The organism is Collimonas rhizosphaerae (assembly GCF_038896935.1).
Taxonomy (GTDB): Bacteria; Pseudomonadota; Gammaproteobacteria; order Burkholderiales; family Burkholderiaceae_D; genus Collimonas; species Collimonas rhizosphaerae.
The window spans coordinates 1-21,606 of the sequence record NZ_JBANDC010000009.1 but is presented as its reverse complement, the minus strand read 5'-3'; the positions used below and the strand labels follow the sequence as shown (position 1 = coordinate 21,606).

Annotated in this window: 23 protein-coding genes; 13 read left to right on the top strand and 10 right to left on the bottom strand. The window is 59.5% G+C overall.

Translation table 11 applies throughout. The features are described from left to right. Window positions 1-241: 241 nt before the first annotated feature. On the top strand, window positions 242-1,711 hold the full coding sequence (locus V8G57_RS14070) for an O-antigen ligase family protein (RefSeq protein WP_342829931.1): 1,470 nt from the start codon (window positions 242-244) through the stop codon (window positions 1,709-1,711). Between the two features lie 18 nt (window positions 1,712-1,729). Here V8G57_RS14070 and moaC read toward each other — a convergent pair whose 3' ends face one another. Next, window positions 1,730-2,230: a cyclic pyranopterin monophosphate synthase MoaC gene (gene moaC, locus V8G57_RS14065; protein ID WP_342829930.1), complete on the bottom strand. Its 501-nt coding sequence runs from the start codon at window positions 2,228-2,230 to the stop codon at window positions 1,730-1,732. A gap of 161 nt (window positions 2,231-2,391) precedes the next feature. On the opposite strand from moaC, the gene V8G57_RS14060 reads away from it, so the two are divergent. Continuing rightward, window positions 2,392-3,867, top strand: a complete 1,476-nt coding sequence (locus tag V8G57_RS14060) for a M48 family metalloprotease (RefSeq protein WP_342829929.1) — start codon at window positions 2,392-2,394, stop codon at window positions 3,865-3,867. Between the two features lie 86 nt (window positions 3,868-3,953). Here V8G57_RS14060 and V8G57_RS14055 read toward each other — a convergent pair whose 3' ends face one another. From V8G57_RS14055 to V8G57_RS14035, 5 genes are all read right to left on the bottom strand, one after another. Continuing rightward, entirely contained in the window at window positions 3,954-4,544 is a 591-nt protein-coding gene (locus V8G57_RS14055) for a DUF2946 family protein (RefSeq protein ID WP_342829928.1), read from the bottom strand. Beyond that, window positions 4,544-5,515, bottom strand: a complete 972-nt coding sequence (locus V8G57_RS14050; RefSeq protein ID WP_342829927.1) for a YheT family hydrolase — start codon at window positions 5,513-5,515, stop codon at window positions 4,544-4,546. Before V8G57_RS14050 ends, V8G57_RS14055 begins: the two co-directional genes overlap by 1 nt. A 22-nt stretch (window positions 5,516-5,537) precedes the next feature. After that, the gene (locus V8G57_RS14045; protein WP_092400743.1) at window positions 5,538-5,969 is read right to left on the bottom strand and encodes a YybH family protein; all 432 of its coding nucleotides are present in this window, start codon (window positions 5,967-5,969) and stop codon (window positions 5,538-5,540) included. A 95-nt stretch (window positions 5,970-6,064) separates the two neighbouring features. Continuing rightward, window positions 6,065-6,277, bottom strand: coding sequence for a zinc-finger domain-containing protein (locus V8G57_RS14040; protein WP_092400746.1), 213 nt, complete (start codon window positions 6,275-6,277; stop codon window positions 6,065-6,067). 56 nt (window positions 6,278-6,333) lie between these two features. Beyond that, entirely contained in the window at window positions 6,334-7,260 is a 927-nt protein-coding gene (locus V8G57_RS14035) for a branched-chain amino acid transaminase (protein ID WP_342829924.1), read from the bottom strand. A gap of 258 nt (window positions 7,261-7,518) precedes the next feature. Between V8G57_RS14035 and V8G57_RS14030 the strand changes: the two genes are divergently transcribed. The 9 genes from V8G57_RS14030 (at window position 7,519) to msrA (ending at window position 16,831) form a co-directional block, all read left to right on the top strand. Further along, complete coding sequence (locus V8G57_RS14030) at window positions 7,519-8,709, top strand: phosphoglycerate kinase (protein WP_342829922.1); 1,191 nt, start codon at window positions 7,519-7,521, stop codon at window positions 8,707-8,709. A gap of 81 nt (window positions 8,710-8,790) precedes the next feature. Further along, window positions 8,791-10,224, top strand: a complete 1,434-nt coding sequence (gene pyk, locus V8G57_RS14025) for a pyruvate kinase (RefSeq protein WP_144742722.1) — start codon at window positions 8,791-8,793, stop codon at window positions 10,222-10,224. 100 nt (window positions 10,225-10,324) lie between these two features. After that, window positions 10,325-11,389: a class II fructose-bisphosphate aldolase gene (gene fba / locus V8G57_RS14020; RefSeq protein WP_092400756.1), complete on the top strand. Its 1,065-nt coding sequence runs from the start codon at window positions 10,325-10,327 to the stop codon at window positions 11,387-11,389. A gap of 107 nt (window positions 11,390-11,496) precedes the next feature. Beyond that, a complete protein-coding gene (locus V8G57_RS14015) occupies window positions 11,497-12,393 on the top strand; it encodes a phosphoribosylaminoimidazolesuccinocarboxamide synthase (RefSeq protein ID WP_092400759.1) in 897 nt (298 codons plus the stop codon). Between the two features lie 2 nt (window positions 12,394-12,395). Beyond that, a complete protein-coding gene (gene purE, locus V8G57_RS14010) occupies window positions 12,396-12,902 on the top strand; it encodes a 5-(carboxyamino)imidazole ribonucleotide mutase (protein ID WP_342829918.1) in 507 nt (168 codons plus the stop codon). Between the two features lie 5 nt (window positions 12,903-12,907). Then, entirely contained in the window at window positions 12,908-14,113 is a 1,206-nt protein-coding gene (locus V8G57_RS14005; protein WP_342829917.1) for a 5-(carboxyamino)imidazole ribonucleotide synthase, read from the top strand. After that, on the top strand, window positions 14,114-15,148 hold the full coding sequence (locus tag V8G57_RS14000; protein WP_342829916.1) for an L-threonylcarbamoyladenylate synthase: 1,035 nt from the start codon (window positions 14,114-14,116) through the stop codon (window positions 15,146-15,148). Window positions 15,149-15,423: 275 nt separating this feature from the next. After that, complete coding sequence (locus V8G57_RS13995) at window positions 15,424-16,140, top strand: OmpW/AlkL family protein (protein ID WP_092400765.1); 717 nt, start codon at window positions 15,424-15,426, stop codon at window positions 16,138-16,140. Between the two features lie 157 nt (window positions 16,141-16,297). Continuing rightward, window positions 16,298-16,831 (top strand): peptide-methionine (S)-S-oxide reductase MsrA, encoded by a 534-nt coding sequence (gene msrA, locus V8G57_RS13990; protein ID WP_342829915.1) that lies wholly within the window; start codon window positions 16,298-16,300, stop codon window positions 16,829-16,831. Window positions 16,832-16,874: 43 nt separating this feature from the next. Here the strand turns inward: msrA and V8G57_RS13985 are convergent, their stop codons facing one another. From V8G57_RS13985 to V8G57_RS13970, 4 genes are all read right to left on the bottom strand, one after another. Next, window positions 16,875-18,089 carry a class I SAM-dependent methyltransferase gene (locus tag V8G57_RS13985; RefSeq protein ID WP_342829914.1) on the bottom strand — a complete coding sequence of 405 codons (1,215 nt, stop codon included), beginning with the start codon at window positions 18,087-18,089 and terminating at the stop codon, window positions 16,875-16,877. A gap of 63 nt (window positions 18,090-18,152) precedes the next feature. Next, on the bottom strand, window positions 18,153-18,806 hold the full coding sequence (gene pdxH / locus V8G57_RS13980) for a pyridoxamine 5'-phosphate oxidase (protein WP_342829913.1): 654 nt from the start codon (window positions 18,804-18,806) through the stop codon (window positions 18,153-18,155). After that, entirely contained in the window at window positions 18,803-19,345 is a 543-nt protein-coding gene (locus tag V8G57_RS13975) for a hemerythrin domain-containing protein (protein ID WP_342829912.1), read from the bottom strand. The genes pdxH and V8G57_RS13975 overlap by 4 nt, the downstream gene beginning before the upstream one ends. Before the next feature lie 20 nt (window positions 19,346-19,365). Next, window positions 19,366-19,554 carry a hypothetical protein gene (locus V8G57_RS13970; RefSeq protein ID WP_342829911.1) on the bottom strand — a complete coding sequence of 63 codons (189 nt, stop codon included), beginning with the start codon at window positions 19,552-19,554 and terminating at the stop codon, window positions 19,366-19,368. Here V8G57_RS13970 and tcdA point away from each other — a divergent pair. Together tcdA and V8G57_RS13960 are read left to right on the top strand one after the other, a co-directional pair. Further along, window positions 19,553-20,401 carry a tRNA cyclic N6-threonylcarbamoyladenosine(37) synthase TcdA gene (tcdA, locus tag V8G57_RS13965; RefSeq protein WP_342829910.1) on the top strand — a complete coding sequence of 283 codons (849 nt, stop codon included), beginning with the start codon at window positions 19,553-19,555 and terminating at the stop codon, window positions 20,399-20,401. The genes V8G57_RS13970 and tcdA overlap by 2 nt on opposite strands. Window positions 20,402-20,712: 311 nt before the next feature. After that, window positions 20,713-21,417 carry an MgtC/SapB family protein gene (locus V8G57_RS13960; protein ID WP_092400783.1) on the top strand — a complete coding sequence of 235 codons (705 nt, stop codon included), beginning with the start codon at window positions 20,713-20,715 and terminating at the stop codon, window positions 21,415-21,417. Window positions 21,418-21,606: the final 189 nt, after the last annotated feature.

Genomic DNA, 21,606 nt, shown 5'->3' with positions numbered 1-21,606 from the left:
GCCAATGAATTAGTGCTGCAGTATACCTGTAGCTTTGTGGCAATTTCCCATAAAATTCGTCAGGTGTTGCATAAAATTTTCATTGCAAGCGACAATTTCCGTCATACAGTTCATTGCGGCCTAGCCTGGTGTGCTTTTCGCGCACGGAGTTTTGGATAAGGCAAGCAAGTTCTGGGCCGAAAGTGCCGCAGATATATGACGCGCCACAAATAATGGTTGATTAAACACAAGCGGCGATCTCATGGTGCTTCGGTTCCCCTCGGTAGTCCTTTTCCCCTCGATATTGGTTGTCTTCGCTGCTGCAATCAGTCCATTGTGGCCATTTTCCATCGCAGATGGCGGCGGTTTCCATGACAATCAGCGGATTATAGAGATTTCGTGTTTGGTGCTGACCGCCCTGTTTGGCGCAACCCTCCTGATCCGCTTCGGGCGCGAGGACCTGCGGCAAATATTTGATCGCCGGATAACCTTTTTCCTGTTCTGGTTTTTCTTGCTTGGCCTGGCATCCAGTGTTTTTGCATATTCTCCCCGCCATGCTCTATTTGAATGGGCCGGTTTCCTGCTGTTGCTTACAATGTCCGCCCTGATCGCATCGGAAATCCGCGCCAAAGGCCAGGCCTGGCTGGACAAGATATTGTTGTTCTGCGGGTTGGGAGCTGCGGTTTATATTGTTATAGAAGCAGTTGTCTATATTGTCGCGATCAATGCGGGCGGGCAGCCATCGAATTCATTTCTTATATATGGCTTCGACAATTACCGGTTTCTCAATCACGTTCAAACCGTGACCTTGCCATTGCTTGGCCTGCTCATATGCCGTAGCGCCAATGGCAAGCAAAAAATATTTGCGTGGGGCGTTGCGTCCGCATGGTGGGCGTTGCTTTTCGTTCCGGCCGGGCGCGGCACGTTGCTTGGCCTGGCGGCTGGAGTATGCGCGGCCTGGTTTTGTTTGCGCGGCGATGCGAAACCCTGGTGCCGGGTAATGTTATGGTCGGGGCTGGCCGGCCTGGGAATATATGTTCTGTTTTACGTACTGATCCCGCTATCGCTAGGGCTGCATCCGTTCGGATTTCTATCCTCCGTGATCGAGCGCACCATAGAGAATCCGGATTCCAGCCGCTGGTCGTTGTGGGTGCGCGCCTGGCAAATCACGCTTGCCCATCCCTGGCTCGGGGCGGGACCTTTGCATTTTGCCCACTTCGGGCGCGACGTGCAGCTCGGCGCACATCCTCACAATTGGGTGCTGCAGATTGCCTGCGAGTGGGGCATCCCAGCCTTGCTTGCGCTGGTCGCTGCGATTGTGCTTGGCTTTAAAAAACTGCTGGCTGCGCGCCAGTATCTGCTCCCGACCGACGTCAGAAACCATCTGACGTTAGCCGCGTGGCTGACCACCGGGGTCGCAATCCTGGTGGATGGTTTGGTGTCTGGTTTGATCGTGATGCCTACCAGCCAGTTGTGGATTGCGGTGTACATCGGTTGCTGCTGGGGTTGGGTCGCCTCGCTCACGCCATCGCAACACGATTCTACGTTGCGCTTGCCCATGGCTGTCCGATTCAGCGGCTTGGCGGGCCTGGTAATGTTGATCTATTTTCTCGGCAATGGCATGTGGCCGGAAATCCGCAACCTGTCTTTGCACGAAGAGCAAAATTTACAAAAAGAGCGCTACGCTCATCCGGTACCGCGCCCGCGGATTTGGCGTGCGGGATATTTTTGACGGCGGGGATGCATTTGGCTAGGCCTCTGCGATCCAGTCCCCCGATTTGCCGCCATGTTTCTCCATGACCCGCACATCGGTAATCACCATCCCCCGGTCGACAGCCTTGCACATGTCGTAGATCGTCAGCAATCCAATCTGCACCGCCGTCAACGCTTCCATCTCCACCCCTGTCTTGCCCACGGTCTCGGCCTGCGCATTGCAGGTAATGCTGCTTGCCGCATCATCAATACTGAAATCGACCGTCACCCGCGTCAGCGCCAGCGGATGGCACAGCGGGATCAGGTCGCTGGTGCGTTTGGTGGCCATGATGGCGGCGATGCGGGCGATGCCTAGCACGTCTCCTTTTTTTGCAGTGCCGGACTGGATCAGCGCCAGTGTTTCTGCTTTCATGCGGATGCAGCCGCTGGCGAGGGCGATGCGGTGGGTGTCGTTTTTGCTGCCGACATCGACCATGTGAGCCTGGCCGCCCTGGTCAAAATGGGTCAGCTTGGCGGATGCAGGGGTTTTATTGGTCATGGCGGTATTTTCTGTAGATGATGCGGCGCATCGCAGGTCGAATCCTTGGGGAAGCCGGTACTTGCCGAAGGTGGAACAATGGTCCTCTGCTAGTATCATAGCATCGTGATTTTGACACTATCCAGTACTCGATGAATCGATCATTGCAATTGCCCTGGCGAATGTTGGTTGCTGCGCTCATCAGCGCATGCTGCGTACTGCCGCCGCAGCCGGCATTGGCGGTACAAAACCTGCCTACCCTGGGCGACACTTCACGCGAATCGCTGTCGCCGCTGATGGAACGCAAGCTGGGCGAGGAAGTGATGCACGACATCCGGCGCGATCCCGATTACCTGAACGATGCGCCGCTGCTGGAGTACCTGAACAACTTCGGCTGGACCCTGGTTAACGCCCGGCCCGAGGTGCGCGGCGAGGCCGGGTTCGATTTTTTCTTCTTTGCGGTGCGCGACCCGGTCTTGAATGCGTTTGCCTTGCCGGGCGGTTTTATCGGCGTGCATTCCGGCCTGCTGCTGGCGGCGCAGAGCGAATCCGAACTGGCTTCGGTGCTGGCGCATGAAATCGGCCATGTGGCGCAACGCCATATCGCGCGCATGGTGGGCAGCCAGAAGCAGGATTCGATGATCGCCCTGGCGTCCATGCTGCTGGGGGCGCTGGCGATGCGCGGCAGCGGCGATGCGGGTGCGGCGGTGATGATGGGCGGCACCGGCCTAGCGATGCAGCGGCAGCTGAATTTCAGCCGCGACGCCGAGCGCGAGGCGGACCGGATCGGACTGTCGATCCTGGATGCGGGCGGCTTCGAGACCAGCGGCATGGTGGCTTTTTTCGGGCGCATGCAGACGGCTTCCCGCAACTATTCGGATGTGGTGCCGCCGTATCTGCTGACGCACCCGCTGACTACCGAGCGGATTGCCGACATCGATGCCCGGATCCGCGAACAGCGCTACCGGCAGCGCGCCGATGGCCTGGATTTCCAGTTGATGCGGGCCCGCGTGCGGGTGTTGCAAGACGATACCGAGCAGGGCCGGCGCGAGGCCCAGATCGTGTTTGACGCGCAGCTGCAGCTGAATACCAAGCAGCAGATCGTTGCCGCTAAATACGGCATGGCTTTCCTGGCGTTCAAGCAGGAGGCATATGGCAAAGCGGAGGATTTGCTGCAGCAGGCTGTGGCGGCCGCCTTGCCGGCGAAGCAGAGCCTGATGCTGACCGACCTGGGCGTTGAGATCATGCTGGTTACCAATCGCGAGACGGAAGCCTTGAAGCTGGTGCAGCAGGGGCAGGCTCAGTATCCCTTGTCGCGCGGGCTGGCGCATCAGTATGCGCGGGTGCTGATTGCTTCCAAGCGCTTGGACGATGCTATCAAATATCTGCGCGAGCAGGCCCGGCTGTATCGCCAGGATGCGGATGTGCAGGATTTGCTGGCCAAGGCTTATTCGGCGCAGGGCAAGCGGGCGTTGCAGCATATGGCTTTGGCGGAGTCTTATGTGTTGACCGGAAGTGTGCCGGCGGCGCTGGACCAGTTGCGGATTGCGCGGAATTCGGGGGATGCGGGGTTTTATGACCAGTCCATGATTGATGCGCGGGAGAGGGAGTTGCAGGAACGTTGGAAAGAGGAATTGAAGGCATCTAAGGAACGTTAGTGCCGAGGTGGTTGCCCCGTGGTCCGTTAAATAGGGTCAGAGTTGAATTGTTGACCGGTCAATAATTCGACTCTGACCCTATTTAATTATGTCTGGCGGGGGTGTTGGGTAAAACCGAAGTGCGCTGCGATATCTTCTGTGGCGATATGCGTGACGGGTAATTCTTTACCTGAGTTTTGCCAGGTCAGGGGTTGATGCGGTGTTGCGATCCAGTCGAGCAGGGTTTCGTCGCTGACGATGTTTCCGTCCATGCGCAAAGCGGCCAGGCATTGCGCCAGGTCGCGGTCGTCGACTGCGGCAACCTGGCCTGGGGCGACCAGCAGCAGCCTGCCTTGTTCGGTCAGCATGGCGGATTCGATGGCCGTCATTGCTGCGCCGGTCTGCAGGACAAAACCCAATGCGGGATCGGTATGGACGATATAGGGCGTCAACGCCAGGTCGACGTAGACCCGTTGCGGGCCGTTCTGGAAATACCAGCAGCCTTGTTCGTCCGCGGCGTAATTGCGGTTGATGAAGCCCACCAGCGCGGTGTGCATGATCTTGTCGCCGGGCAGGCCTTGGCGCTGCGCCTGCTCGTCGCGCATGCGCCAGGCGCCGCGCGCGTCCAGTCCCAGCCAGCCGTAGCAGTGCGGGACGTTGGGCCATTTCAGCATGGCTTGGGCGACGACTTGATCCATTAGTTATCCTGCAAAAAACGCAGCATGCGCTGCGGCAGCCAGTCGAGCCGGCCGGGCGGGCCGCCGGTGGCGAAGCCGACGTGGCCGCCTTGCTCAGGATACTCCAGCGTGACGCTGGCGGCGGCCTTGGGCGGCAAGTGCTGCGGCGGCAGGAAAGGGTCGTTGCGCGCGTTGAGCACCAGCGTCGGCACCGTGATGTCGTTGATCACCAGCTTGGCGCTGGCGCGGTGCCAGTAGTCGTCGGTGTCGCGGAAGCCGTGCAGCGGCGCGGTGACGATATTGTCGAATTCGTACAGGTTGCGCGCGCGCAGCATTTTTTCGCGGTCGAACAGGCGCGGGAATTGCTGCAGCTTGTCGAGCGACTTGCTTTTCATGGTGCGCAGGAAAGAGCGCGTGTAGACCATGTTGAAACCGCGCGACAAGGCAGCGCCGCCGCCGGCCAGGTCCAGCGGCGCGGAAATCGCGCAGGCGGCATCGATGATTTCCGCCTGGTGCTGGGACTCGCCGAGCCAGCGCAGCAGCGCGTTGCCGCCCAGCGAAACACCGGTCGCGTAGATTTTTCCGAACTGCCTGGCAGTGCGGCCGGCGACCAGGCGCCGCAATATCCAGTCGACTTCTTCGGCGTCGCCGGAATGGTAAAAGCGCGGCGCCTGGTTGATTTCGCCGGAACAGCCGCGGAAGTGCGGCACCGCGCCAGACCAGCCCAGCGTCGCCAGCTGCGCCATCAGGGCGCGGCTGTAGTGGCTGTCGGAAGAACCTTCCAGGCCGTGGAACAGGACTACCAGCGGCTGCCCGGGCCGGCCGTCGACAAAATCGATATCGATGAAATCGCCGTCGGGCGTATCCCAGCGTTCGCGCCTGAACGCGACTGCCGGCTTGCTGATGCAGGTGGCTGGGTAAATGGTTTGCAGGTGGCCGCCCGGCAGCCATAGCGGCGCGGGATAGGAGTCAGGTGAGGCAGCAGCGGGCATACGACTTTCTGTGTTGTTCGGTTCAATGCAAGGTGGCGCTGGATGTGCTTTCTTCCGGCGCCGCGCCCGGCGCTACCGAAGCATGGTGCAGCACGATGCGCCAGCCGCGCGGGGTCTTCATGTAGATATTGGTCGCCAGGATGTGCATCTCGCGGTCGGATTCGCTGGCTTGGCGCAGCTCCTCCACCAGGTTATGGATGCTGGTCGACATATTATGCGTCACGTGCAGCTGGCGCGCATGGATGTGCACGCCGCCGCGTTCGAACAGGCTCTCGAAAGCCGCCCGGATCGCTGCATGGCCATGCAGCCGCGGCGCGTTCGGGTGGATGCAGACGATTTCGTCGTCGTCCGCCCATAGCGCCATCATGGCCTCGATATCGGCGCGGCTCATGGCGTCGTAAAAAGCGGTTTCGGTTTCTTCGGCTGAGCCATGCATGAATTTGACGTGCGGCATATTGCCTCCGTGCTCAAACTATTGAACGAATTGTCACCATGTTTTACTGCCATCAAAAAAGGGAGCCAGGCTCCCTTTTTGCTATCAGTGCCCCTTCAGTGGCCCTTGACCACCGCACCCGGTTTCAACCGGTACTGCGTGCCGCAGTAGGGGCATTTGGCGTTGCCGCTGCTGTCGAGATTGAGGAACACCCGCGGATGCGAGGACCAGGTCGGCATCAGCGGGTTAGGGCAATGCGCCGGCAGGTCCTTGCCGTCGAGTTCAACCGGGGTTTGCGTGTTTGCTGCCGAATTTGCTGCTGTAGTCATCTGTTTCTCCAAATTTGCTTCTGCTTTATCTGCAACTGACTGCTGTCGACGCTGGCTTATTTCCCGACCACGGTAAGCCAGTGCCGGTATTTGTCAGACTTGCCTGCCACCACATCGAAAAACATGGTTTGCATCTTTTCGGTGATCGGGCCGCGCTTGCCTTCGCCGATGCTGCGGTTGTCGAGTTCGCGGATGGGCGTGATTTCCGCCGCGGTGCCGGTGAAAAAAGCTTCATCGCTGCAATACACTTCATCGCGGGTGATGCGCTTCTCGATCACTTCGATGCCGCTGTCGCGCGCCATGGTCAGCACCGCGTCGCGCGTGATGCCGTCAAGGCAGGACGCCAGGTCAGGGGTGTAGATCTTGCCGTTCTTGACGATGAAGACGTTTTCGCCGGAACCCTCCGACACATAGCCGTCGGTGTCCAGCAGCAAAGCCTCGTCGTAGCCGTCGGTCAGCGCTTCCTGGTTGGCCAGGATCGAATTGATGTAATAGCCGCTGGCCTTGGCGCGTACCAGCGATACATTGACGTGGTGGCGGCTGAACGAGGAAGTCTTGACGCGTATGCCTTTGGCCAGGCCGTCTTCGCCCAGGTAGGCGCCCCACGGCCAGGCCGCGATGGCGACGTGCACGGTATTGCCCTTGGCGGCGATGCCGAGCTTTTCCGAGCCGATCCAGATCAGCGGCCGCATGTAGCAGGACTCCAGCTGGTTTTCGCGCACCACCTGGATTTGCGCGTCGATCAGGGTTTGCAGGTCGTAAGGCACTTGCATCTGGAAGATCTTGGCCGAGTTCAGCAAGCGCTGGGTATGTTCCTTCAGGCGGAAAATCGCCGGGCCCTGCTCAGTCTTGTAGGCGCGCACGCCCTCGAAGACCGCCATGCCGTAGTGCAGCGAATGCGTCAGGACGTGGATATTGGCATCGCGCCAGTCGATCAGCTTGCCGTCTTTCCAGATCTTGCCGTCGCGGTCATCCATGGACATGTTCAAACCTCCAGTAAATAAAAATTGCCTGATATGCAATGAGATTGCGGCGTTTGCCGGCCTGTCATCGCTCACTGCCGATCTTTGGCGGATTCTTGGGTATAAAGCGACATTTTAACGGATTCGCCGGAGCCTACTCTGCAGAATATTGGGCTCGTTATATGTCTTTTGAGAACCGGTATGTGCGTAAAACGGTGTTTTGCCAGAGGCTGCTGGAGTAAAATAGCGACTTTTCCTCACTGATATTGCCTGATCGACATGAAATTCAATCGACTAAGCGACTTGATCGCGCAACACCAGCTGCAAGGCAAGCGCGTGTTCATCCGTGCCGACCTCAACGTGCCGCAAGACGCGGCAGGCAATATTACTGAAGATACGCGCGTGCGCGCTTCGGTGCCGGCGATCCGCCAGGCGCTGGACGCCGGCGCGGCGGTGATGGTGACTTCGCACCTGGGACGTCCTGTCGAAGGCGAATTCAAGCCGGAAGATTCGCTGGCGCCTATCGCCAAGCGCCTGGCGGAATTGCTGGGCCAGCCGGTGGAGCTGCGCCAAAACTGGGTGGACGGCGTGGACGTGGCGCCGGGCCAGGTGGTGCTGCTGGAAAACTGCCGCGTCAACAAGGGCGAGAAAAAGAACAGCGACGAGCTGGCGCAAAAGATCGCCAAGCTCTGCGATATTTATGTCAACGACGCTTTCGGCACTGCCCACCGGGCCGAAGCGACTACCCATGGCGTCGCCAAGTTTGCGCCGGTTGCCTGCGCCGGCCCGCTGCTGGCAGCCGAGCTGGACGCCCTGGGCAAGGCCCTGAACCAGCCGGCGCGGCCGCTGGTGGCGATCGTCGCCGGTTCCAAGGTGTCGAGCAAGCTGACCATATTGAAAGCGCTGGCCGACAAGGTCGACAACCTGATCGTCGGCGGCGGCATCGCCAACACCTTCCTGCTGGCAAGCGGCCTGAAGATCGGCAAGTCGCTGGCGGAACCGGACTTGGTTGAAGAAGCCAAGGCGATTATCGAGATGATGGCCAAGCGCGGCGCTTCGGTGCCGATCCCGGTCGACGTCGTGTGCGCCAAGGAATTTTCGCCGACGGCGGCAGCGCAGGTGAAAGATGTCGGCGATGTGGCTGACGATGACCTGATCCTGGATATCGGTCCGAAAACCGCGGCAACCCTGGCCGCCCAAATCGCCCAGGCCGGCACGGTGGTCTGGAACGGCCCGGTTGGCGTGTTCGAGTTCGACCAGTTCGGCGAAGGCACCAAGACCCTGGCGCTGGCGATTGCCGGCTCCAAGGCTTTCTCGATTGCCGGCGGCGGCGATACGCTGGCAGCGATCGCCAAATACAAGATTACCGACAAGATCGGCTACATCTCCACCGGCGGCGGCGCTTTCCTGGAGTTTTTGGAAGGCAAGACCCTGCCCGCGGTCGAGATACTGCTGCAGCGCGCCAGTTAAGTTTTGCCCGGAAATGGGACAACTGGTTGGATTGCAACCAACTGCCCTGGGGTTTGTCCATGTCGTACTGAAAGGTTGTCCATGCAAAGAGCTACCAAGATCGTCGCCACTATCGGACCTGCATCGAGCGATGCTGACACACTGGCGCGGATGTTCGTCGCCGGGGTCGACGTGGTGCGCCTGAATTTTTCGCATGGCAAGGCGCAGGACCATATCGACCGCGCCAAGCTGGTGCGGGAAATCGCTGCAGCCTGCGGCAAGCAGGTCGCCATCATGGCCGACTTGCAGGGACCGAAGATCCGGGTCGGCAAGTTCGAGCAGGGCAAGATCGAATTGAAGAACGGCGCAAAATTCATTCTCGACGCCGATTGCGCCATGGGCAACCAGGACCGCGCCGGCCTCGACTACAAGGCCCTGCCGCGCGACCTGAGGCCGGCTGACGTATTGTTGCTCAACGACGGCCTGATCGTGCTGACGGTAGAAAAAATCATCGGCAACGAGATCCACACCATCGTCAAGATCGGCGGCGAACTGTCCAACAACAAGGGTATCAACCGCCAGGGCGGCGGCTTGTCGGCGCCGGCGCTGACGGCCAAGGACATGGAAGACATCAAGACCGCCATGAGTTTCCAGGCCGATTATGTGGCGGTGTCCTTCCCGAAAAACGCGACTGACATGGAAATGGCGCGCCAGCTGGCCAATGTGGCCGGCGAGCCCTACGACCACAAGCCGATGATGATCGCCAAGATCGAACGCGCAGAAGCGATCCCGGTGCTGCAAGAGATTCTCGATGCGTCTGACGGCATCATGGTGGCCCGCGGCGACCTGGCGGTGGAAGTCGGCAACGCCGCCGTGCCGGCGCTGCAGAAACGCATGATCAAGATGGCGCGCATTTCCAACAAGCTGACCATCACCGCGACCCAGATGATGGAATCGATGATCGTCAATGCGGTGCCGACCCGGGCCGAAGTGTCCGACGTCGCCAACGCCGTGCTGGACGGCACTGACGCCGTGATGACTTCCGCCGAAACCGCGTCCGGCAAATATCCGGTAGAGACGGTGGAAGCCATGTCGGCGATCTGCCTGGAAGCCGAGAAATCGGAAGATTGCAAGCTTGACGCCGATTTCCTGAATGTCCAGTTCACCCGCGTCGACCAGTCGATCGCCTATGGCGCCTTGTTTACCGCCCACCATTTGCGCGTCAAGGCAATTGCCGCGCTGACCGAATCCGGCTCGACGCCGCTGTGGATGAGCCGGCACAACATCGATATTCCCATTTTTGCAATCACCCCAAGCATCGCTACCCAGCGCAAGGCCGCCTTGTACCGCAATGTCCAGACTTTCGAACTGGCCAAGTCGGGCGACCGCGAAGAAGTGCTGAAGGCTGCGCAGAATTTGCTGCTGGCTAACGGCGTCGTGCAACTTGGCGACCTGGTGGTTGTCACATGGGGTGAGCCGATGGGACAGATCGGCGGCACCAATGCGCTGAAGATCATGAAGATCGGCGAGTATTGAATTCGTTGGAGCAGAATCGGCACGCGGCGCCGCAATGCGCAATGCGTAGCGCGCGGCCTGAACGCTGTTCCATTACAGGTTTTTATTATCGGAGTACATCATGCCTCTAGTATCCATGCGTCAATTGCTGGACCACGCAGCTGAAAACAGCTATGGCCTGCCTGCTTTCAACGTCAACAACCTGGAACAAGTCACTGCCATCATGCAGGCCGCCGATGAAGTCGGCGCGCCGGTCATCATGCAGGCTTCCGCCGGCGCCCGCAAATATGCCGGCGAGGCATTCCTGCGCCACCTGATCGAAGCGGCGGTCGAAGCTTTCCCGCACATCCCGGTTGTGATGCACCAGGACCACGGCCAGTCGCCGGCGGTGTGCATGGCGGCGATCAAGTCCGGTTTCACTTCGGTGATGATGGACGGTTCGCTGATGGAAGACGGCAAGTCGGTCGCCAGCTACGAATACAACGTCGAAGTATCGCGTAAGGTGGTGGAGTTCTCGCACGCGATCGGCGTCACCGTGGAAGCGGAGCTGGGCGTGCTCGGTTCGCTGGAAACCATGATGGGCGACAAGGAAGACGGCCACGGCGCGGACGGCAAGATGACCCGCGAACAGCTGTTGACAGACGTTTCGCAAGCAGCCGATTTCGTCAAGCAGACCCAGTGCGATGCGCTGGCGATTGCGATCGGCACTTCGCACGGCGCTTACAAGTTCTCGCGCAAGCCGACCGGCGACATCCTGGCGATCGAACGCATCAAGGAAATCCATACCCGCATTCCTAACACCCACCTGGTGATGCACGGTTCGTCGTCGGTGCCGCAGGAACTGCTGGCGGAAATCCGCGAGTTCGGCGGCGACATGAAGGAAACCTACGGCGTGCCGGTGGAAGAAATCCAGGAAGGGATCCGCCACGGCGTGCGCAAGATCAATATCGATACCGACATCCGCCTGGCGATGACTGGCGCGATCCGCCGTTACCTGATCGAGAATCCAAGCAAGTTCGATCCGCGCGATTACCTCAAGCCGGCGCGCGAAGCTGCCAAGGCCGTGGTGAAAGCCCGTTTCCTGGCGTTCGGCTGCGAAGGCCAGGCCGCCAAGATCAAGCCGGTTTCGCTGGAAAAGATCGCGGAGAAATACAAGAAGGGCGAACTGGCGCAGATCGTTCAGTAATAAATAGTGTGGTACCGGCGCCAGGCAAGGCTTGGCGCAATAACTTACCAGGCGCAGGACGATGCTTGCATCGTTCTCTGCCTGGTTTTCTGACTTTTGGAATAACCATGACAAGCCTCTACCAATCCACCATTACCTCATTGCCATTGCTGGGCCGCGGCAAGGTGCGCGAAAACTATGCCGTCGGTGAAGACAAGATCCTGATTGTCACTTCCGACCGCTTGTCGGCTTTCGACGTCATCATGAACCAGCCGATCCCGGGCAAAGGCAAGGTCTTGAACCGCATGTCCGATTTCTGGTTCGACAAGCTGGCGGCGATCGTGCCTAACCACCTGACCGGGATTGCGCCGGAATCGGTGGTAGCGGGCGATGAAGTGGAGCAGGTGCGAGGCCGCGCGGTGGTGGCGAAGCGCCTGCAGCCGATCATGGTCGAGGCGGTGGTGCGTGGTTATATCATCGGTTCCGGCTGGAAGGATTACCAGGCTACCGGCGCCATCTGCGGCATCAGCCTGCCGGCGGGTTTGCAGCAGGCCGCCAAGCTGGCCGAGCCGATCTTCACTCCGGCGGCCAAGGCCGAGATGGGCGAGCATGACGAGAACATCAGCTTTGCCGACATGGAAGCGCGCATCGGCAAGGAACTGGCCGAGAAGATCCGCAGCGTCAGCATCGAACTGTACAAGACCGCAGCCGACTACGCGGCGACGCGCGGCATCATCATCGCCGACACCAAGTTTGAATTCGGTCTCGACAAGGACGGCGTCCTGCATCTGATGGATGAAGTGCTGACCGCCGATTCTTCGCGTTTCTGGCCGGCCGCCAGCTACCAGGTCGGCATTTCGCCGCCATCGTTCGACAAGCAGTTCGTGCGCGATTACCTGGAAACCGTGACCAGCTGGAACAAGACCGCGCCGGCGCCGACGCTGCCGGATGACGTCATCGAAAAAACCGGCGCCAAATACCGCGAAGCCCTGTTCAGCCTGACCGGCGAAACGCTGAAGGATTGATGATGAGCAAGGATACTGTGGACCAGCCGCTGATTGGCATCGTCATGGGATCATCCTCGGACTGGGACGTGATGCAGCACGCCGTCGCCATCCTCACCGAGTTTGGGGTTGCGCACGAGGCGCAAGTGATTTCGGCGCACCGCATGCCGGACCAGATGTTTGCCTACGCAGAAAGCGCGCGCGAGCGCGGCCTGCGCGCCATCATCGCGGGCGCAGGCGGCGCTGCCCACCTGCCGGGCATGATCGCCGCCAAGACCATCGTGCCGGTGCTGGGCGTGCCGGTGCCGTCCAAGTACCTGCGCGGCGAGGATTCCTTGCTGTCCATCGTGCAGATGCCGAAAGGCATTCCGGTCGCCACCTATGCCATCGGCGAGGCCGGCGCGGCCAACGCTGCCCTGTCGGCGATCGCCATGCTGGCCACTACCGACGATGCGCTCGCCGCCAAGCTGCTGGCGTTCCGCGCCAGGCAGACGCAAATTGCCCTTGATATGAAATTGCCCCCGGTATGAGCGGTATGGAAGACAAAGCGCACGATTCGACAGATCCTATTATCCCCGCCACGACGCCGGCGACCTGGCTGGGCGTGATGGGCGGCGGCCAGCTGGGCCGCATGTTCACCCACGAAGCGCAAGCCATGGGTTACAAGGTGGCGGTGCTGGAACCGGAGCAGGATTGCCCGACCGGCCACGTCGCCGACCGCCATTTCCTTGCCGACTACAACGATGAAGTCGCCTTGACCGAGATGGCCAGCCTGTGCGCGGCGGTGACCACTGAATTTGAAAACGTTGCTGCCGACAGCCTGGCGATCCTGGCGCGCAACAGTTTTGTCGCGCCTGCCGCCGCCTGCGTTTCGGTAGCCCAGGACCGCATGGTGGAAAAGCGTTTCTTTACCGAGTGCGCCAAGACGTCGACGGTACTCCCTGCGCCGCATCACCTGATTGAATCCTCCGCGGATATCGAGACTATTCCTGCCGACTTGTTGCCCGGCATCCTGAAAACCGTGCGGCTCGGTTACGACGGCAAGGGCCAGGCGCGGGTGCGTAGCCTGGACGAGGTGCGCCAGGCGTTTGCCGGCATGAAAGGCGTTGCCTGCGTGCTGGAAAAGATGCTGCCGCTGGCCTACGAGGTTTCGGTGCTGGTGGTGCGCGGGCTGGACGGCAAGGCTGCCGTCTATCCAATCGCTGAAAACGTGCATCGCGACGGCATCCTGTTTACCACCACGGTTCCGGGCCCGAATGTCTGCGACGAAACCGCCAGGCGCGCCCAGCATGCGGCACTGGCTATCATCGGGCAGCTCGCCTATGTCGGTGTCCTGTGCATTGAATTTTTTGTCTTGCAAGACGGTTCGCTGGTAGTCAACGAAATGGCGCCGCGTCCGCACAACAGCGGCCACTACACCATGGATGCCTGCGTCACCAGCCAGTTCGCGCAGCAAGTCCGGGCCATGGCGCGCATGCCTCTGGGCGATACCCGCCAGCATTCGCCGGCAGTGATGCTGAATATCCTGGGCGACGTCTGGTTCGAGGGCGACAGCCAGCAGGCGCGCGAACCGGCGTGGGACCGGATCCTGGCTCTGCCGGCGGCGCATCTGCATTTGTACGGCAAGGCGCAGGCGCGCCGTGCGCGCAAGATGGGGCATATCACTTTCATCGCAGCGACCATGGCTGAAGCCCAGCAGCAACTGGCGCAAGCCTGCGATATCCTCGGCATCGCGGCGTAAATGAAAGACTCGATCATCGATCAGCAAGCAATCCGGCTGGCCGCGCGCAAGCTGGAGGCGGGCGCATTGGTCGCGTTTCCTACCGAAACGGTGTACGGGCTGGGCGCCGATGCCGAAAATGCGGCGGCGGTGGCCAGCATTTATGCCGCCAAAGGACGTCCGTCCAATCATCCGGTGATCGTCCATGTCGCGCCGGAAGCTGATATCGCTTATTGGGTGGAGTCGGTGCCGCCGCAGGCGCAAGCGCTGATCGCCGCTTTTTGGCCGGGGCCGCTGACGCTGATCTTGCCGCGCGCTGCGCACATACCGGACCAGGTTTCAGGCGGCCAGAGCTCGATCGGTTTGCGCTGCCCGTCGCATCCGGTGGCGCAGGCTTTGCTGCGTGAGTTCAAAAGCGGCAAGGGCGGCATTGCCGGCCCGTCGGCAAACAAGTTCGGCCATGTCAGCCCGACCACGGCGCAGCACGTGCGCGATGAATTCGACGCCGACGGCGATAGTCCGATTGCTTGTATCCTGGATGGCGGCCAGAGCGAGGTCGGCATCGAGTCGACCATCATCGATTTGTCGCGCCTGGCTTCGCATGGACCGGTGCTGCTGCGGCCCGGCCATATCAGCGCCGCGCAAATCGGCGCGGTGCTGGGAGTCGCGGTACAAGCCGCTGACGCCGCCGCTCCGCGCGCTTCAGGCACGCTGGAATCACACTATGCGCCGCGCACCCCGGTGCTGCTGGTGCCCTCGGCGCAGCTGGCGGCCACGCTACAGCAGATGCGCCAGGCCGGACAGAGCCTGGCACTGATCAGCTATTCCACGCTGGCCAAGGAGATTCCGCCTTTGGCCGCGCAATTTCCCATGGCCGCTTCAGCCCCGGCATATGCCCACGATCTTTATGCCGCGCTGCGCAACATGGATCACGCAGCGGCCGACCTGATCGTGGTTGAAGCACCGCCATCCGACCCGGACTGGCAGGGCATCAATGACCGTTTACGCCGTGCCGCGCACGACTCATCTGCCGTCCTGGCAGGTTTCAAAAAATAATTTGAGGTAAAAAAGCTACAACTATAGTCAAATGATTCTAAAGCTGGCATAGTGTAAAAAAAAGAATAGCACGCGCGTTCTTTTTGATGAAAAAAAGCATAGGAAAAGATAACTGGAAGTCACGGATGCGCCAGTTCTGGTAAATGCAGTCGAATAAGAGAGCGTTGTCTGGCCGCGCCAGAACTGAAAAACGCCAAAAAAAAATGGGTTTGTACTGTATTCGCTGCAGGCAAAAAACCCGCTACTAAAAATGAAGTGTAACTTGGAGAAGACATATGAAAAAACAATTCAACGTATTGCCAAAACTGGCGGCCCTGTCCGTACTGGCAGCATTCGCGGCTCCCGCCATGGCGCAGCAGGCCGGCGACAATGTCGTCAACGTCGGCTGGGCGCACCTCGGGCTGAACCAGTCCAGTGAGCCGTTGAAGCTCGGGACCTTCACGGTGCCAAATAGCGGTGCGCATGTTTCCAACGCTGACACTGCCATCCTGCAGTTGACCCATTTCTTTACCGACAATATTGCCGTAACGGCGGACTTGGGCATTCCGCCGAAATTCAAGCTGAGCGGCGCGGGTTCCCTGAATAGCCTCGGCCAGCTTGGCACAGCCACGCAATGGAGCCCGGCGATCGTGGCGAAATACTTCTTCGGCGACGCTAACAGCCAATTCCGTCCTTTTGTCGGCGCCGGCGCTACATACGTCTGGTATTCGAACATCAAGCTGACCAGCAGCCTGACCGGACTTCTGGGCGGCGGCGATGCTGGCGCTTCCACCAGCGCCGATTTGAGCAGTTCTTTCGCGCCGGTCGGGACGGTTGGTATGACCTATAATTTCGACAAGAACTGGTCCGCCAGCTTCTCCCTGTCGTATGTCCCGCTGGACACCAAGGCTGACCTGAGTACTCGCCACAGCGATGGAACAACGACCCACGCCACTACCAAAATCACTCTGAATCCTTTGGTGTCGATACTGACAGTCGGCTACAAGTTCTAAATCGCCGGATAAGGTTTGTACCAAATGCCCTGCATAGCCAGGGCATTTTTTTGCCTGCACGGATTACATATGAGATTCTGTATATCTACGTCGACAAGCGGCGGCAGATTGCGTTAAAGTGAAAGTGTTAATGGAAAGTAACCAGGGAGTAGCGGCCATGACCAAGGAAGTTGCAGTTTTAGGGGGCGGATGCTTCTGGTGCCTGGAGGCGGTTTACCAGGAAATAAAGGGCGTGCAGCAAGTCGAATCGGGATATACCGGCGGCGAGGTAGCCAACCCAAGCTATGAGCAGGTCTGCGAAGGCACTACCGGCCATGCCGAAGTAGTCGCAGTGACATTCGACACCGACCAGATCAGCTTCCGCGAGCTGCTGGAAATCTTCTTTACGATCCACGACCCGACTACCCTGAACCGGCAGGGCAACGACGTCGGCACGCAATACCGTTCCGCGATTTATTACCAGTCGCCGCAGCAGGAGGCCGAGGCCAAGAAAGTGATGGCGGAAATGGCGAATGTCTGGGACGCGCCCATCGTCACTGAGTTAAGCCCTGCCGAGACCTATTACAAGGCTGAGGATTACCACCAGAATTACTTCCGCCAGCATCCGCTGCAAGGCTATTGCGCATTCGTGGTGGCGCCCAAAGTGGCAAAGCTGCGCAAGATCTTCATCGACAAGGTTGTCTCCGGCTGAAGATTGACTCACTGTTCCAGGCGGAACAGTGGGTAGCCGCAGATTATTGCGTGGCTTGGTAAATGTAATCGCGCGACCATGGCAGTGTGTTCGCGCTACGGCCGGCCTTGCGGCACACCACCTGGTACAGCGACATCCAGTCGCGTTCGAAACCGTAGGAACTGCCGGCCAGGTAAATGCGCCAGATGCGGAAACGGCGGTCGTCCACGGCTTTCCTGACTTCTTCGGCGCGCGCTTCCAGGTTGTCCGCCCAGATGCCGCAGGTCTTGGCGTAGTGGCGCCGCAGGTTTTCCACATCGAATACTTCCAGCCCGCCTTCCTGCATGGTCTTCAGCACCAGGCCGATATGCGGCAGCTCGCCGTGCGGGAATACGTATTTCTCGATGAATTCGCCGCCGCCGTATGGCGATTCGCCGTTGTCGATGTCGGTGGTGGTGATGCCATGGTTCATGGCGATGCCGTCGTCCGCCAGCAAGCTGCGGATGCGCGAGAAATACATCGGCAGGTTATTCAGGCCGACATGCTCGAACATGCCGACGCTGGTGATCCTGTCGAAACTGCCGGTGATGTCGCGATAGTCCTGCAGGCGGATTTCTATCCGGTCTTCCAGGCCGGCCTGCTTTACCCTTTCCTTGGCCAGTGCATACTGGTTTTCCGAGAGCGTGATGCCGACGCATCTGGCGCCGAATTTCTGCGCCGCGCGCAATACCAGGGCGCCCCAGCCGCAGCCGATATCGAGCAAGGTGTGGCCCGGCTGGAGCTGGATCTTGGTCAGGATGTGATCGATTTTCTTGAGCTGCGCAGTGGCCAGGTCTTCATCGCCGTTTTCAAAATAGGCGCAGGAATAGACCATGTTCTGGTCCAGCCACAGCTTGTAAAAATCGTTGGAGACGTCGTAGTGGTAGCGGATCGCTTCCGCGTCTTTTTCCTTGTTGTGGCGGAAGGTGCGGGTGATGCGGGAGAATTTTCCATCCGCTTTCAGCGTATTGGCCGCCAGCGCGTTGCCGACAGCGATGATTTCCCTGATTTTTCCTTCGACTTCGATCTTGCCTTCAACGTATGCCTCGCCGAGATTGGCGAGGGATGGCGTCAGCAGGTAAGTGAGGGCGGAGACATGCGGTACGCGTACCGTAACCTCCGGCGCCGCATAGGTGCCAAAGTCAAACTTCTGGCCGTTCCACAATTCCAGCCGCAACGGTATTGCGGCGCGGTGGCGGACTTCATTTACCCAGTTCTCAAGCTTCTTTTCCCAGAACACGATTTCTCCTCCGGTGATTAAATACTTGTACCAAGCGGGCCGGCGTTGACCGATGACGCAGAACTAAGGTTGAAGGCGTTGCCGCTGCCAGTTGCCATCCGCGTCCAGGGTATACAGAATCCGGTCGTGCAAGCGAGACCGCCGTCCTTGCCAAAATTCTACCGTATCCGGCAAAAGTCTGTAGCCGCCCCAATGATTTGGCCGCGGCGGATGATCGCCGAATTCTTGTTCGGCTTTCACATATTCGGCCTCGAGCAGGTCGCGGCTGCTGATCGGCTGGCTTTGCGCCGATGCGATCGCACCGAGGCGGCTGCGCAGCGGGCGGCTATGGAAGTAAGCGTCGCTCTCGTTTTCAGAGACGCGTTCGACCCTGCCTTCGATGCGTACCTGGCGTTCCAGCGCTACCCAGTGAAACAACAGTGCGCCGTAGGGATGCGCCAGAAGTTCATGGCCCTTGCGGCTTTCGAAATTGGTAAACCAGGTGAAGCCGCGTTCATCAAATTGCTTGATCAGCACGATGCGCGACGATGGCCTGCCGTTTGGCCCCACCGTCGCCAGGCTCATCGCATTCGCTTCCGGCACTTCCGCCTGGATCGCCTCGTCAAACCATTTTCCGAATTGCGTGATGGGATCGGCGGCGCTGTCTGCTTCCGACAGGCTGGCCTGGCTGTAGTCGATCCTGAGATCTGCGATGGATTGGTCTTTGCTTTGGCTCATGCGCTAATACCTCGACGTTGCTGCATTGCTGCTCCTAGTTGCTGCATCTGCTGTTCATTGAAAATGCGTTTTGCCATGGGGGCGATCCAGGTTTCTTCCTTTTCCATGTGGCTGGCGTAGATGGTGGAAAACTGCTGCACATCTTGCGCCGACAGCAAGGGGACTGCGGCTTCGCCGTCGGCTATATGCGTCAGTTGCAGGTTCAGGGAATGCCAGAGGCTGTCCATCTGCTGATGTTCGGCCAGGATTTCCGGCGTCAGTTTTTGCAGCACGGCGGCGTCTTCGCCGGTTGCGGTGGCGGTCAGCATCGGCAGCAGGTCATGCTCTTCATCTGCATGATGATGCGGAGCTGCCTGGTTGAAATAGCGCATGATGCTGTGCGCCGCCTGCTGTGCCTGAGCGTCGCTGCCGTGTTGCGGCACGTGGTCGAGCAGGTTCTGCAGCGTGGCCAGCTGCTGGCGTATCTTGTCGTGGCAGTGCTTGAGGACGGCTATCGGCTGGCTGAAATCCGGCGCCGTGCTGATCAGTGCGTTTGGCATAATGATGTGTATCTCGTGGGTTAAGCTGGGACGCCATGGGCGAATGGATGCTTATCTGTCAACTTGTCGATAAATGGCAATGTACTCATATTAAAGCACTTCAAAATAAATCCGTCTTGCAGAGCCGGTAAAATAGCGCCAATAGCAATATCCGGCCATCCTTGGATATTTTGGCGATTGCCCGTGCATTTTTTTTTGTCTCCAGCCATGTCTTCATCCGTTGCATCAAGCGCTCCAGGCGCATCCGCCCCCATTGCCATCGACCTCGACGAGATCGACTTCGACCGGCGTTTCGGCGGCATCGCGCGCCTGTACGGCGCCGCTGCGCTGGCGCGCTTCCTGCAGGCGCATGTCTGCGTGATAGGCGTCGGCGGCGTCGGTTCCTGGGCGATCGAGGCGCTGGCGCGCAGTGCGATCGGCAACCTGACCATGATCGACCTGGATAACCTGGCTGAGTCCAACATCAACCGCCAGATCCATGCGCTGACCGATACGCTCGGCCAGGCCAAGGTGAGTGCGCTGGCGGCGCGCATCGCCCAGATCAACCCCTATTGCCACGTGACCGAAGTGGAGGATTTCATTACGGCAGACAATTTACCGGAAATGATAGGGGAGCAGCGCTACGATTACGTGATCGACGCCATCGACAATGTGCGCGCCAAGGCGGCCTTGATCGCCTATTGCCGCGACCGGGGAATTCGCCTGATCACGATCGGCAGCGCCGGCGGGCAGGTTGACCCGACCTGCATCGAAGTGCGCGATCTTGCCAAGACCGAGCAGGAACCGCTGCTGGCCAAGGTACGCAAACGCCTGCGTTCCGAATACCGTTTCCCGCGCGGCGATAAAGTACGTTTCGGCATCGATGCAGTGTTTTCCACCGAGCCCTTAAGCGCGCCGCTCAGCGAAGAGGCGTGCGCCGTCGATGCCGCGCCCGGTGTTACAGGGCTGAATTGCGCAGGCTACGGCTCGGCAGTTGTGGTCACCGCCACCTTTGGCCTGGTCGCGGCCGCCCACGTCTTGCGCAAGCTGGCGGCGGACGCAGAGCCTGTTGCTTGACTTGCCCATGGCGCCTGCATAGAATCCCGTGGACTATCCTTGTAGGAGATCCGGTTTTGGACAGTTGTCCCAGTATTCGTGGATGGGCGCGCAGCCCGATGCAACTCACCTGTTTTTAGTCGTCCATTGTTGCAGCCGTTGAATTGACGCGTTGTCGCATCCCGGGCGATCTCGCATCGCCGCCGATCCCGTCCATTATTTGTTTGAGTTGCCCGCCGGCCTTCAGTGCATGATCCAATGCACGGAGCGGCGTTGCGCATCCATGGAATGTCGCCGCCCGGCGTGGCGACGCACACAGAAAGGCAGTGAAGATGGATTGGAAAATATTTACCCTGCGCGTATTGCTGGCCCTGACCTTAGGTTCGCTGATCGGCGCGGAGCGTCAAATGCGCCAGCGCATGGCCGGTTTGCGGACCAATGCGCTGGTATCGATCGGCGCATCGCTGTTCGTCATGGTGTCGGCATTCGAATCGGATCCGCAAGGTGCGACCCGGATTGCATCATATGTGGTGTCCGGCATCGGTTTCCTTGGCGCCGGCGTCATCATGCGTGAAGGGATCAATGTGCGCGGGCTGAATACCGCGGCGACGTTATGGTGTTCGGCAGCGGTCGGCGTGCTGTGCGGGCTTGGCCACGCGCTGGAAGCCGCCATTGGCGCGGCAGCGATCCTGGGGGCCAATGTCCTGTTACGGGGTGTCTCTAATATGATCAACCAGCGTGACCTGCACAGCGCGACGGAAATCGAGCAGGTGTATCGCCTCTCTGTAGTATGCCGGCCGGAAGATGAGGTGCAGGTGCGCACCTTGATGCTGCATATGCTCAATGGCATGCCGCACCTGGTGGTGCAGTCGCTGCATAGCGAGGACATGGCTTCCGGCACCCAGCTGGAAGTGCGGGCGGACCTGATTACTTCACCCAGCAATCATCTGCAGCTGGAGCAGATAGTGAGCCGGATCAGCCTGGAAAAGGGCGTGAGCGCCGCCCGCTGGGCGGTGCTGAACTCGGTCGATGCTTGATGGACTGGCCGTTGCCAGTGTTTGTCGGAGCAGGTCTGGATTAGGGTAAAAAAGGATAAATAGAAATATTTTAAAGAAAGAGCGAAAAAGTACTTGCTGGGGTGAGGAAGGGTTGCTATAGTTCGCCTCCCGTTGAGAACGACGCGAAATGAACGAAGCAGCTGAGGTAGGAAAGAGGCTGATTTGTGA